The 13,559-nt window shown below is 43.1% G+C and carries 12 protein-coding genes; 5 read left to right on the top strand and 7 right to left on the bottom strand.

Annotation, left to right across the window (positions count from 1 at the left end):
* The first annotated feature begins 120 nt into the window (after positions 1 to 120).
* The 3 genes from A3I3_RS0100510 to A3I3_RS0100500 all read left to right on the top strand — a co-directional run bounded on the left by A3I3_RS0100510 (position 121) and on the right by A3I3_RS0100500 (position 4,125).
* Positions 121 to 2,043 carry a beta-glucoside-specific PTS transporter subunit IIABC gene (locus tag A3I3_RS0100510; protein WP_018370783.1) on the top strand — a complete coding sequence of 641 codons (1,923 nt, stop codon included), beginning with the start codon at positions 121 to 123 and terminating at the stop codon, positions 2,041 to 2,043.
* A gap of 111 nt (positions 2,044 to 2,154) precedes the next feature.
* Entirely contained in the window at positions 2,155 to 2,877 is a 723-nt protein-coding gene (locus A3I3_RS0100505; RefSeq protein WP_018370782.1) for a DUF554 domain-containing protein, read from the top strand.
* Between the two features lie 12 nt (positions 2,878 to 2,889).
* Positions 2,890 to 4,125, top strand: a complete 1,236-nt coding sequence (locus tag A3I3_RS0100500) for a CapA family protein (protein WP_018370781.1) — start codon at positions 2,890 to 2,892, stop codon at positions 4,123 to 4,125.
* Positions 4,126 to 4,173: 48 nt separating this feature from the next.
* On the opposite strand, the gene A3I3_RS0100495 is transcribed toward A3I3_RS0100500, so the two are convergent.
* On the bottom strand, positions 4,174 to 5,049 hold the full coding sequence (locus A3I3_RS0100495; protein ID WP_018370780.1) for a helix-turn-helix transcriptional regulator: 876 nt from the start codon (positions 5,047 to 5,049) through the stop codon (positions 4,174 to 4,176).
* Between the two features lie 116 nt (positions 5,050 to 5,165).
* Between A3I3_RS0100495 and A3I3_RS0100490 the strand changes: the two genes are divergently transcribed.
* Together A3I3_RS0100490 and A3I3_RS0100485 are read left to right on the top strand one after the other, a co-directional pair.
* Positions 5,166 to 6,602 (top strand): glycoside hydrolase family 1 protein, encoded by a 1,437-nt coding sequence (locus A3I3_RS0100490; protein ID WP_018370779.1) that lies wholly within the window; start codon positions 5,166 to 5,168, stop codon positions 6,600 to 6,602.
* A gap of 158 nt (positions 6,603 to 6,760) precedes the next feature.
* Complete coding sequence (locus A3I3_RS0100485; RefSeq protein WP_018370778.1) at positions 6,761 to 7,399, top strand: GDSL-type esterase/lipase family protein; 639 nt, start codon at positions 6,761 to 6,763, stop codon at positions 7,397 to 7,399.
* 47 nt (positions 7,400 to 7,446) lie between these two features.
* Here the strand turns inward: A3I3_RS0100485 and A3I3_RS0100480 are convergent, their stop codons facing one another.
* The 6 genes from A3I3_RS0100480 to A3I3_RS0100455 form a co-directional block, all read right to left on the bottom strand.
* Positions 7,447 to 8,247 (bottom strand): PrsW family glutamic-type intramembrane protease, encoded by an 801-nt coding sequence (locus A3I3_RS0100480; RefSeq protein ID WP_018370777.1) that lies wholly within the window; start codon positions 8,245 to 8,247, stop codon positions 7,447 to 7,449.
* A 109-nt stretch (positions 8,248 to 8,356) separates the two neighbouring features.
* Entirely contained in the window at positions 8,357 to 9,631 is a 1,275-nt protein-coding gene (gene serS / locus A3I3_RS0100475) for a serine--tRNA ligase (RefSeq protein ID WP_018370776.1), read from the bottom strand.
* A gap of 209 nt (positions 9,632 to 9,840) precedes the next feature.
* Positions 9,841 to 10,215 carry a DUF956 family protein gene (locus tag A3I3_RS0100470; protein ID WP_018370775.1) on the bottom strand — a complete coding sequence of 125 codons (375 nt, stop codon included), beginning with the start codon at positions 10,213 to 10,215 and terminating at the stop codon, positions 9,841 to 9,843.
* 72 nt (positions 10,216 to 10,287) lie between these two features.
* Positions 10,288 to 11,199: a PTS system mannose/fructose/sorbose family transporter subunit IID gene (locus A3I3_RS0100465; RefSeq protein WP_018370774.1), complete on the bottom strand. Its 912-nt coding sequence runs from the start codon at positions 11,197 to 11,199 to the stop codon at positions 10,288 to 10,290.
* A gap of 17 nt (positions 11,200 to 11,216) precedes the next feature.
* Positions 11,217 to 12,020, bottom strand: coding sequence for a PTS mannose/fructose/sorbose transporter subunit IIC (locus tag A3I3_RS0100460; protein WP_018370773.1), 804 nt, complete (start codon positions 12,018 to 12,020; stop codon positions 11,217 to 11,219).
* Between the two features lie 457 nt (positions 12,021 to 12,477).
* Positions 12,478 to 13,467, bottom strand: a complete 990-nt coding sequence (locus A3I3_RS0100455) for a PTS sugar transporter subunit IIB (RefSeq protein WP_018370772.1) — start codon at positions 13,465 to 13,467, stop codon at positions 12,478 to 12,480.
* Between the last annotated feature and the right edge of the window lie 92 nt (positions 13,468 to 13,559).

Below are 13,559 nucleotides of genomic sequence, written 5' to 3'. Positions count from 1 at the left end.
ATGAAGTATAAAGTGGCTTGTTCTACTTTCTATTTGATATTTATTTAGGTTTTTTTCTTCCCTCAATACTAGTTTAAATAGGGGACTGCAAGACCAAAAAAGAATAATGGAGGAATCCTCATGGCTAAAGATTATACTGAATTGGCCCAAGATATTGTCGCTCATGTGGGCGGCAAGGAAAATATTACCAAGCTCGTTCACTGTGTGACACGCTTGCGCTTCTCACTCAAGGATGAAAGCAAGGCAGACGATGAGTATCTCAAAAAAAGAGATGGCATTGTAACCGTTGTTAAGGCTGGTGGACAGTACCAAGTCGTTATTGGTAACCATGTGCCAGATGTCTACGATACAGTCTTGAAAGTCACTGGGCTTTCTGGTGACGGAAGTATCGATGCTGATGAGGGAGATGTTCCGCAAGGCAATCTCTTTGACCGTTTTATCGCCTTGGTGTCAGGACTTTTCCAACCAATGCTGGGCGTGCTATCTGCTGCCGGTATGATCAAAGGTGTGGTTGCTATTCTAGTAGCCTGTGGCGTACAAAAAACAGATGGAGCTTATATCATTCTTAACGCTGCTGGTGATGGACTTTTCCAATTTCTACCTTTGGTTTTAGCCATTACCTCTGCAAAACGTTTTAAAATTAACCAATTTACTGCCCTAGCGATTGGCTTTGCCTTAGTGTATCCAAATATTTCAGCCAGCTTTACAGGGGATCAGCCGTTATACACATTGTTTTCAGGAACCCTGATTGAGTCAAAAATCTATGCGACCTTCCTAGGTTTGCCAATTATTTTCCCGGCTTCTAGTTACCTTTCAACAGTGTTACCTGTCATCTTGGCAGTTTGGACGGGATCAAAAATCGAGACCTTCTTTAAGAAAATTATTCCTGATGTGGTCAAAGTTTTTGTCGTACCATTTTTCACTCTTTTGATTACAGTACCACTTGCTTTCATCGTTATCGGTCCAGTTATGACTTGGGCTTCTGATTTAGTTGGAGCGGCCTTCTCTAGTATCTATAACTTTAACCCAGTCATTTATGGTGTTGTACTAGGGGCTTTTTGGCAAGTTTTGGTTATGTTCGGACTTCACTGGGGACTTGTACCACTTGCAATTTTAGAGCTTACAAAAGGGCCGGGTGTCCTCCTAGTAGCCTCTGTTGCTATCTGTTTTGCTCAAGCCGGTGCTCTTCTAAATATCATGATGCGTACTAAGGAAGAAAAAGTGCGTCAACTGTCTATCCCTGCCTTTATTTCAGCTCTCTTTGGGGTAACAGAACCTGCCATTTACGGTATTACTTTGCCAATGCGGACGCCATTTATTATGACCTGTATTGCCGGAGCTATTCAAGGTGCCTACCTATCTTTCTTTAATATTAAATTACAAGCTATGGGTGGTATGGGCGCCTTTGCGATTCCATCTTTCATTGACCCTAAAAATTCCTTTGCAGTTATTCATTTCTTGATTGCTATTGTCATGAGTTTTGTTCTTGGATTTGTTCTTACTCAATTTACGAAAATTCCATTGCTTTATAGCGAAGATGCTGGATCTGTTGAAGCAGAAACAAAAGAGATTAAACCAGCTGAAGTACTTGATCAAGTTGTAAATAGCCCACTTTCTGGCCAAGTGATTGCTCTTGAAGATACACCAGACGCTGTTTTTGCCAGTGGAGCTATGGGACAAGGTGTGGCGATTGAGCCAAAAATCGGTGAAGTCATTGCACCAGCAGACGGTGTTGTGCGTCTCCTTTTCCCAACCAATCACGCAATCGGTTTGGCAACTGATGATGGGGCAGAAATCCTTATCCACGTCGGTATGGACACAGTTGAACTTGACGGTAAAGGTTTTACCGCACATATTACTCAAGGATCAAAAGTTAAAGCAGGGCAACTTCTTCTCAGCTTTGACATTGCTGCTATTAAGGAAGCAGGTTATAAGGTGACAACTCCGATCATTGTAACCAATACAGCTGATTATGCAAATATTACAACTTTAGCAAAAGAAGAAATTGATTTCGGTGCTCCTTTGCTGGAAGTTAAGAAATAAAATTCTTTATAAATAAAACAAAACGAATGATTTCAAGAAAAAGAAGTCATTCGTTTTTAGTTTGATTTGTGTTACAATAGAGGTAGTTAATTCAGGTGAAAAGAGAGTATGATGATTGGTTTGGGAACCCTAGTCAACGCCTTAGGAGTTGTGGTCGGCGGTCTGTTAGGACTTTTACTTGGGCAACATTTATCCAAGAGGGTGCAAGATAGTTTGATGAAAGCTACTGGTTTGGCAGTACTTTTTCTGGGATTAGCAGGGACAATGGAGCAAATGCTAGCAGTGGAAAACCAACATCTTTCGACTCGTGGCAGTATGATGATCATTGCTAGTTTAACTCTAGGTGCTCTCTTAGGTGAATGGGTCAATATTGAGCAGCGCTTTGAAGATTTTGGAGCTTGGCTCAGACGCATCAGTCAAAATGAAGGGGATGCCAACTTTATTGATGCTTTTGTTACGACGTCACTAACGATTTGTCTTGGTGCGATGGCAGTGGTTGGTTCTATTCAGGATGGACTGTCCGGAAATCCTGCGACTCTGATTGCCAAAGCCATTCTAGATTTGATACTTGTCCTCATTTTGACTGCTTCAAAAGGGAAGGGGGCTATTTTTGCAGCTGTTCCCATTATCCTAATTCAAGGAAGTTTAACTTTATTGGCTCGCCTACTGGCAGGGATAATGACTCCAGTGGCTCTCAGTAATCTCTCTCTTGTCGGCTCTATTCTCATTTTTTGTGTTGGAGTCAACCTCATTTGGGGTAAATTGATCAAAGTTGCTAACCTTTTGCCAGCACTTTTAGTTGCAGTTATTGCTGCATTTTTACCATTTTTTTAGAAGGGATTTTTTATGGAAAAGCAAAATCGAAAGAAACAAAGTTTACCTGTTTTTATCTTTGGCTTACTAACAGCTGTTGCTCTGGCTGCGGGTCTTGTTCTCTGCTTGGAAAGGTTAGCAAAACAACCCTTAGGAAGTAAAAGCACTCAGAAACAAAGTACCCCTAAGAAAACACAAGTGACCCGTGCTCGCATTATGGCAAATGGGGATCTTCTTTATCACGACATTATCTATATGAGTGCACGGCAAGCAGATGGGACTTATGATTTTACGGAGAATTATCACTATGTAACACCTTGGCTAGAAAAGGCAAATCTGGTTTTAGGGGATTTTGAGGGAACAATTAATCCTAATTTGCCTCTAGCAGGTTATCCCTTATTTAATGCACCACAAGAGGTTGCAGCAGCTATCAAGGATGCGGGCTATGATGTTTTAGATTTAGCCCACAATCACATTCTGGATTCAGGACTTGAAGGGGTGTCAACGACAGTAGCGGCTTTTGATAAGGTTGGAATCAATACTGTGGGTGTGTACACAAAGCAAGAACGGGCAAAGGCACCTCTCTTGATTAAAGAAGTAAATGGTATCAAGATCGCTATTCTAGCCTATTCTTATGGTTATAATGGGCTGGAAAAAAATATCAGTCAAGAGGACTATGATCAAACCTTGTCTAATCTTGATGAAAACAAAATGAAGGCTGAAATTGAGCGTGCTGAAAAGGAAGCAGATATTACTATTGTCATGCCACAGATGGGCGTCGAGTACCAATTAGAGCCGACGAAAGAACAAGTGGCTCTTTACCACAAGATGATTGAATGGGGAGCTGATATTGTCTTTGGTGGGCATCCACACGTGGTTGAGCCAGCAGAGATTGTAAAAAAGGGTAAAGACAAGAAACTGATTATTTATTCTATGGGAAATTTTCTGTCCAATCAGCGCTTGGAGACTGTAGGAGAGTTGCCAGATGCCATCTGGACTGAGAGAGGTGTACTGATGGACGTGATGCTTGAGAAGTCAGCCAAGGGAACAATCATCAAGACAGCTCAGGCTCATCCAACTTGGGTCAATCGTACGGAAAAGGGATATCTAACAGACGAAGGCTATCCTGCCTATCTCTATCAAACCTATATTTTAGAGGATTTTATCGAAGGGGGACCTTACCGCAATAAGATTGATGAGGCAACTCGCGAACGTGTAGACACGGCCTATCGTGAAATGAAAGAGCATGTCAATTTAAATTGGAAATAAAAAAGTAGCCTTCTTGTGTAGACAAGAAGGTTACTTTCGGCATAGAGGCTAGCTCACTTTTTTCCGATACTGGCTGGGGGTCATTTGATAGTATTTTTTGAATTGGCGGTTGAAGTTGGACAGGTTATTAAAGCCGATTTGCTGGGCAATTTCAAGGACGCTAATGGTCGAGTGTTGCAAAAGCTCAGCCGCTTTACGCAGGCGAAATTGAATCAAGTATTCGATGCAGGAAACGCCCAGGTGCTTTTTGAAAAAGTTCATAAAGTGAGTAGCGCTGTAGCCGCAATAATTTGCGAGGTGCTCAATGGTCAAATTTTCCTGATAATGCTCTCCGATATAGTCAATCAAGGAGCGGATTTTCTCCTCCTTGCGGTAGCTGTCGAGACTCATTTCCTTAGAAGTGACATAGCCTTGACTAAAGAGCAGATAAAGCAACTGATTGAGCTGAGCTTTGAGCAAAAACTCAAAATGCTCCTTACGCTCATAGCCAATCTCCATAGCAGCAAAAAGACAAGATTTAATGGCTTGATAAGCAGCTTGCTGCGGCTTTATCACACGAACGAAATCCAGCTCGCCATTATAAAGTGGCTGAAGATAGTTGATGCTAGCGGCATCCATGGTTGAGTAGCCTGTCAAATCCAGATGAAAATTCAGAGCATCCATGCAGTGCCGCTCCTGCCCAATCGGGTGAATGGAATGGAGAGCATTGGGGCGGATGAGGATAATATCGCCAGCCTCACTATTAAAATAATCGTAATCAATGTGAAAACGCGCTGTTCCCTCGTGTACATAAACAATTTCAACATCAGTATGCCAGTGAAAGAGAATATCGGGCTGTCCATTTTCAGTAATGGTGCGGGTCAAAGAATAAGGCGTCCCCTGTTCTTTGTAGGCAATATTTTGCTGTAGCTGATGCAGTTCCATAGCTTTCCGTCCTTTTTAAAATCATAGAATAGTATTGAAAAATAAGATAATTGTGCAAGAAATCAATCTTACTTAAGATTATAATATAAATAAGCAAAAAACGAAAGGAAAAACAAATGAGTAAATTTCCAAAAGACTTTCTCTGGGGCGGCGCGACCGCTGCCAACCAATACGAAGGTGCCTATAATGTTGACGGCAAGGGCTTGTCCGTCCAAGATGTGACCCCTAAAGGTGGGGTTCCTGCGCCAGGCAAGTCTAGCCCAGTCATCACAGAAGAGCCGACGCCTGACAATCTCAAGCTGGAAGGGATTGACTTTTACCACCGCTACAAGGAAGACATTGCGCTTTTTGCGGAAATGGGCTTTAAGGTTTACCGAACCTCTATCGCTTGGACACGGATTTTCCCCAATGGCGATGAAGAAAAGCCCAACGAAGCAGGCTTGCAGTTCTATGACGACCTTTTCGATGAACTGGCAAAATACGGCATTGAGCCTTTGGTCACCTTGTCTCACTATGAAACGCCGCTCCATTTGGCGCGCCAGTATAATGGCTGGGCCAATCGCGATTTGATTGGTTTTTATGAGCGTTATGTGCGAACCGTCTTTACACGCTACAAAGACAAGGTCAAGTACTGGCTGACTTTCAACGAAGTCAATTCCGTGCTCCATGCTCCCTTTATGAGTGGAGGGATTGCGACACCGCCAGAAGAGCTCTCACAGCAAGACCTGTATCAAGCAGTGCATCATGAGTTGGTAGCATCTGCTCTGGCAACAAAGATTGGACACCAAATCAATCCAGACTTTAAAATCGGCTGCATGGTGCTTGCCATGCCGGCTTATCCAATGACGCCCAAGCCTGAGGATGTACTGGCTGCTCGCCTCTTTGAAAATCAAAATTATCTGTTCTCAGACCTACATGCGCGTGGAAAATATCCCAACTACATCAAACGCTTTTTCAAGGAAAATGACATCAATATCCAATTTGCGCCCGGCGATGAGGAGCTTTTGGCGGAGCACACAGTGGACTTCATCTCCTTTAGCTACTATATGAGTGTCGTTCAGGCACATGACCCGGAAAACTACGCGACAGGGGCTGGCAATATCCTGGGTGGCATCAGCAATCCTTATCTAGAAAGCTCTGAATGGGGCTGGCAGGTGGACCCAGTTGGGCTGCGCTTGGTGCTAAATGCTTTTTACGACCGCTACCAACTGCCGCTTTTCATTGTGGAAAATGGTCTGGGTGCCAAGGATGTTTTGGTTGACGGGGCAAATGGTCCGACGGTGGAGGACGATTACCGCATTGACTACCTCAAGCAGCATTTGCAGCAGGTGGGAGAAGCGCTGGAAGATGGTGTAGAGCTTTGGGGCTACACGACTTGGGGCTGTATTGACCTAGTCTCTGCTTCGACCGCTGAAATGAGCAAGCGCTACGGTTTTATCTATGTCGATAGAAATGACGACGGCACAGGAAGTCTCGCTCGCTACAAGAAAAAATCTTTCGCTTGGTACAAGGAAGTCATTGCGACCAATGGGGAGTCACTTTATCAAGATTAACACTAAAAAAACAAGTTAGGTTGTGCAGTTGAGTTGAAAACAAAGCGAGCAGTATGCAAAATCTAAAAAAAAATTATTGAACAAAATATTGAACCAAGTCTCGTACTTGGTTTTTTGTTGCCTCTTGGGGTATAATATGAGAAAAAAGGAGGGCAGTCATGGCAGTACAATTACTTGACCAATGGTTACTAAAAGAACAAAAGCAAATGCAGGAAAATTTTCGTGTTCTGAATCAGGTGGGCATTCATAAACCTCAGGTTATTTTTGTCGGAGATTCAATTATTGATTACTATCCGCTGGGAGAGCTTTTGGACACAGATAAGGTGATGATTAATCGTGGAATTAAAGGATATAAGTCTCATCAAATTTTAGAACATTTTTCAGACCATATTTTTGGAGAAAATTTAGAACAAGTTTTTCTTCTTATCGGGACAAACGACTTGGCTTTGGAGCGCCCAATTGCAGAGATCGTTGAAAATGTGGAATTAACCGTTCAGATGATTCAGCGAGAATTTCCACATGTGGAAATTGCTTTGATCTCGGTTTTGCCAGTTAATGAAGAACCTTTTTATCGAAATACAGTACATATTAGGAAAAATAGCACAATAGAAAAACTCAATCAGGCTTATCAAGATTTAGCTGAATGTACTCAGCAAGTGACTTATATCTCAGCCTATAGTCAGCTACTAGATAACCAAAACCAGCTAAACTCTATCTACACCGTGGATGGTCTACACTTAAGCATAGCTGGTTATGTAGAATTGTCAAAACTAGTACAGAATTATCTGGTCAAATAATAAAAAGGACAAGGTTATAAAGTAGCCTTGTCTTTTTCATTGCCTTTCTAGTCTTTGATAGTTTCTGCTTTTTCATAAGCTAGAGAAAAGAGACAAAGTCCTGCCGCAGAAAGGATTGGTCCAACGAGTGGGAGTGGAGTTTTAAGATCAATTAATGGCGAATTCCAGAGGAAGTGAAGAATAAATCCAGCCATAAAGAGAATACGTCCCAGTTTTTTAGTAGATTTTTCTAAATTTCTAGCGGTGAGGAGATAAAGTCCAAAAACAACTAAGGCAGAATAGAGCCAATGAGAAGCAATTGCCCCAGTCATGCGTCCAAAAATATCTGCCACACTATAGGTTAAACCTTCTGAAACATTGCTATTGATGTAGGCAAAATCTTCGATAATCTGAAAACCAAGACCCGCTCCGATACCTGCGGTTAGCACTTGCCGCGGCTTCCAAGTTCCCAATAGCAGAAGAGTCATAAAGGCAGCAAAGAGCTTGATAGGTTCTTCGATGATGGGAGCAGACAGAGCTCCTAGTGTATCAAAAATTTCTTTGTTTTTAATAAAAAGATCCAAAAACCAATCAACACCATCGTTACCGTAGGCTGCAAGCCAACCAGAAATAAAGGCGCCTGCTGTGAGGCTCAGCCAAATAAGGCGTGGTTGTAAGTTCCATTTCTTTTGTAAATAACGAAGGGCAAAAGCGGCGGGTACGATATAAAGTAGCAAGAGCAAGCTACAGTAGAGAGCAATGTCATATTCTGTTCCAGTCATATGGTCGCTCGTATAGGTGTAAAATTCTTGCTCTAGCCCAATACAAACCATAAGCCAAAAAGCAAAGAAGATTAATTTTTTCTTCATAAGATTGTCCTCGCAATATTTTTATACCCATCTAGTATAGCATGTGAGGGACTATCCGTAAATAGGCAAATAAGCAAAAAAGCGCTCTTTAAAAGCGCTTTAGATATGATTAAGCTTTAATGACTTTAAGTCCGCCCATGTAAGGACGAAGTACTGCTGGAATGGTGATTGATCCGTCTGCATTTTGGTAGTTTTCCAAAATAGCAGCGACGGTCCGTCCGACAGCCAGACCAGAGCCGTTGAGGGTGTGAAGGAGTTTGACCTTGCCGTCGGCCTCATCGCGGTAGCGAATTTGTGCGCGGCGAGCCTGGAAATCTTCGGTGTTGGAGCAGCTAGAAATTTCGCGGTAGGTATTTTGCGCTGGAATCCAAACCTCTAAATCATAGGTTTTGGCAGCGGAGAAGCCCATGTCGCCAGTGGATAGGGCAACAACTCGATAAGGAAGCTCCAGTTTTTGCAAAATATTTTCAGCATTGGCGGTCATTTTTTCCAATTCTACATAAGATTCTTCTGGTTTGGCAAACTTGACCATTTCGACCTTGTGGAATTGGTGCAGGCGGATGAGCCCCCGTGTATCGCGACCAGCAGAACCAGCTTCCGAGCGGAAAGACGGGCTCATAGCTGTGAAGTAGATAGGCAAATCCTTGCCGTCAATAATTTCATCGCGGTAGTAGTTGGTCAGCGGCACCTCAGCCGTCGGAATGAGGACAAAATTCGTATCGCTAAGCTCGAAGGTATCTTCCTTGAACTTAGGATACTGGCCTGTCCCAAACATCGAGTCGTGGTTGACCATGTAAGGCGGGATGACTTCCGTGTAGCCTTCCTTGCCATGCTCCTCCAGCATAAAGTTATAGATGGCGCGCTCAAGCCGAGCTCCAAGCCCTTTATAAAAGAGGAAGCGAGCGCCAGTAACCTTTGCTCCGCGCTCCCAGTCGAGAATCCCCAACTCCTCACCCAAGTCCCAGTGAGCCTTGATTTCAAAGTCAAATTGACGTGGCGTGCCCCAACGGCGCACCTCGACATTATCGTCTTCATCAAGCCCGACAGGTACGCTGTCGTGAGGGATATTTGGCAGGGTCGTGGTAAATTCAGTCAGCTTGGCATCCAGCTCAGCTAGCTCAGCATCAAGCGCCTTAACCTCGGCAGCTAGTTTTTGCATAGCAGCGATTTTATCATCTGCATTTTCCTTGTTACGTTTGGCTTGGGCAATCTCGGCTGAAACGGTATTGCGTTCAGCTTTGAGCTGCTCTACCTTGACCAGCAAGTCGCGGCGTTTGGCGTCTATTTCTTTCATTTCATTTAGCACCGCAGCTTCAACGCCTCTGGTTGCTAATTTTTCAGCAACCGTATCAAAGTCGGTCCGAATTCGTTTTAAATCGAGCATATGTCTCCTCCACTATAAAAGCACCCCTATTAATTGTTGGAGCGCTTAGTCAACGCGGTTCCATCCAACTTCACAGGAGTGCACTTGATTATTTATGTAATTGTATCCAACGGTAGAATTTCAATTTTTCGCTTTATCTGCTCGCAGCGACCGCAGACTTTCTGAAAAAGCTCCAAACCTACTTATCCGTTGCTATGATTATACCCTACTTAGGCTTTTTTTGCAAATAAATTTTTAAAAAAGCGTCCAATCGTTTGTAAAAGAGTCGGTAATTTGACGACTTTTTCATTGCCGATATGCTCTCTGGCAATTTTTAAAATCTTGCCAGCATCTTTGGAGGCAAAGAGGAAGCGCCCTTTATCCGTAAAAATTTCAAAGTGGCGGCTGACCTTTTTACCAGACACATTGGCGCCCATTTTTTCAATGCTGGTCCAAGGGATTTGAATATAGTCCTCGACATTCGCGTCTGCGTAAAATTCCAGTGCTTTATCTCCAATTAAAAACTTTCCGACTTTGCCACCGATAGCTAAATAGGAAGTTCCAGTTGTTTGAAATTCAATTTCTTTATTTTGCGATTGTGCCATGCTTCACTCCTTGCTGTCATCTTCTCTATTATACCATAATAAAAAGAAGGCCGAAACCTTCTTTTTTGTTGATTACATCAAACCAATAACTTTGGCTACAATACCAACGATGAAGAGGCCGATGATAATTGTGATTGGTGAAACTTTCTTCTTAAGCAACCACATGCAAAGGAAGGTAAGGAGAAGTCCCATCAAACCAGGGATCAATGAGTTTAATTGTCCTTGAAGAGTGTTAGTCTTTTCTGGAGTCAAGCTCAATCCGCTAGCAACATCACCTAGGATCTTTTGAAGTTCAGATCCAGATACTGCACCTTTAGGGAAGTTGATATAAGCACCTTCAGAAAGTTTTGTTGAAGGAAGTTGGAGGGCAAAGCTAATATTTACCCAGCGTTCAACGAGAACGGCAAGAATAAACATACCAAGGATTGATGCTCCTTTAGTGATGTCTTGGAGAATACCACCAGACATATCTTTGGTGATTTCAGAACCAGCTTTATAACCAAGTTCTTGAGTGTACCAAAGGAAGCCCATACGGATAGCGTTCCAAAGAACGAAGAAGAGGAGTGGTCCCATGATATTTCCTGCTTGAGCAAGAGATGCACCAAGAGCACCGAGGATTGGACGTACTGTAAACCAGAAGACTGACTCACCAATACCGGCAAGAGGCCCCATCATACCGATTTTAACCCCTTGGATAGCTGCATCATCAATTTCAGCACCATTTGCTTTTTCTTCTTCAAGGGCGAGCGTTACCCCGATAATAGGAGCAGCTACGTATGGGTGAGTGTTAAAGAATTCCAAGTGACGTTCAAGCGCAGCAGCTTGGTCTTCTTTTTTAGTGTATAATTTTTTGATAGCTGGAATCAACGCATATGCCCAACCTAAGTTTTGCATACGTTCATAGTTCCAAGAACCTTGCAAGAAAGTTGAACGCCACCAAATTTTTTGACGATCTGATTTTGATAATTGAATTTTTTCTGTCATGATTAGTAGCTCCTTTCTTAGTAGTCTTCTAAAATATCACCGATTGGGTCGTTAGATGTAGCAGCGCCTCCACCACCATTTCCACCTTTTTTAGAAAGGTTAAGGTAGATAAGGGCGATTGCAACACCGATTGTACCAAGAGCGATAAGGGTTAATTGACTAACAGCTGCAAGAGCAAAACCAAGAGCGAAGAATGGCCATACTTCACGAGTTGCCATCATGTTGATAACCATAGCGTAACCAACGGCAACGACCATACCACCACCGATAGCCATACCATCAGACAACCAAGCAGGCATTTTAGAAAGCAAGTCTTGTACAGCTTCAGCTGGGATAGCAAGGAGCAGTCCCGCAGGAAGAGCAATACGGATTCCTTGAAGAAGAAGTGCAACAATATGAGCGCGTTCAACTCCGCGGATGTCGCCTTTCTTAGCAGCAGCATCTGCACCGTGAACAAGAGCAACGGAGATCGTACGTACGATCATTGTAAGGAAAAGGCCGGCAACAGCAAGTGGGATAGCAACGGCGGTTGCAACAGCAACACCTTTAGTTGTGTAATCTCCACCTTGCACCATGATAATTGCAGCGGCAACAGAGGCAAGAGCAGCATCAGGCGCAACAGCAGCACCGATATTTGCCCAACCAAGAGCGATCATTTGCAAAGATCCACCAAGCATAAGACCTGCTTCTAGGTGCCCAGTTACAAGACCGATCAAGGTACAAGCAACCAAAGGTTGGTGGAATTGAAATTGGTCTAAGATTCCTTCCAAACCAGCAAGGAAGGCAACAAAGACAACTAATACCATAGAAATAATTGACATTATTCTAGATCCTTTCATAAGATATGAGGGCGTGAAAAAAGCGACTGAAAATTAGGAAATCCGACAACGAAGCCACGGCTTCTAGGAGGATTTATCTATTTTCCGAGCTTTTAGCCCGAGTTCAGTTTTATTAAGTTACGAAGCCCGTTAGCAGAGTTATTCGTGTCTAGTACTTTCCAGTACTGTCACGAAACGAAAACCGCTAGCGCGTCCTTTCTAAACTCTACACTAATTTCAAAATCAAAAGATATCGTTTTGATTTTGAAATGTCGGAAAACAAGAGCACTGCGTCTTGAAGTCACAGCTTTTTCGTTTGCGATTTTCCGAAGTTTTTAGGGCGTGTTCAGTTTATTAAGATATGAGGGCGTTAGCAAACGCAACAGTCGCGGGAAGTGAACTTCCTCGCTTCAGCCCGAGTTTCATTTTAAGTAAGATAGAAAAGCCCGAGGTTCACTTTTTATTGAACGTTGGCTTTATTAATTAAGTCAAACAAATCTTTCTTAGAGTCATTTGGTACTTTCCGCACATCAAATGTAACTCCAAGGTCGCGTAATTTTTCAAAGGTAGCAACATCGTCTTTGTCCATAGAAAGAACGTTGTTGACCATTGTTTTACCAGTTGAGTGAGCCATAGATCCAACATTGAGAGTTTTGATTGGCACACCGCCCTCAATTGCGCGCAGAGCATCTTGTGGTGTTTCAAAAAGAATGAGCGCGTGAGTTCCTCCAAAACGTGGGTCTTTCGCAGCAGCGATCAATTTGTCAATTGGTACAACGTTTGCCTTAACATTTCCCGGTGCAGCTTGCTTGATTAGTTCTTTCCGCAGGCTATCTTGAGAAACGCTGTCTGAAGCAACGATGATACGGTCTGCCTTAGAGTCTGGCGTCCAAGCTGTTGCAACCTGACCGTGCAAGAGACGTGTGTCAATCCGTGCTAAGTTGATCTTAAGCTTGCCATCGCCAATGACTGTTCCTTCTGGAATAGCTGTTTGAGCGACAGGAGCTGCAGCATTAGTTGCAGTTACTTCAGCTGGATTGAGTTCCTCAGGGAGCGCCTTGACACCATCTTTGGCTTCCTTGATAATATTAGCAGCGACAGCCTCAACTCCTGCGTTGGCATCCATCATACGTTCGGTATAGGCTTGGATTAACATAGGCAGGTTGAGACCTGTGATGATTGCGAATTTGCGATCTGGATTTTCACCCATGACCCGACTTGCCTGGTTAAATGGAGACCCACTCCAAAGGTCGGCCAAAACCAAGACTTCGTCATCCGCATCAAAAGCAGCCACAGCATTGTTAAACTTGGCATACAAGTCATCTGGACCTTCACTTGGCATGAAAGTCACTACTTGCACCTTTTCTTGGTCTCCAAAAATCATGGAACCAGATTGGTGAATGCCAGAAGCAAACTCACCATGGCTTGCAATAATGATTCCGATACTCATTATTGTCTTTCCTCCTTTATATATGTTTGACTTAAGTTTAAGAAAACTTTAAGACATCTTATTATAAAACGTTTTCATGAAAAATACAAGGG

This window comes from Streptococcus massiliensis DSM 18628 (assembly GCF_000380065.1).
GTDB lineage: Bacteria > Bacillota > Bacilli > Lactobacillales > Streptococcaceae > Streptococcus > Streptococcus massiliensis.
This window is presented reverse-complemented; position numbering and strand designations above follow the sequence as displayed.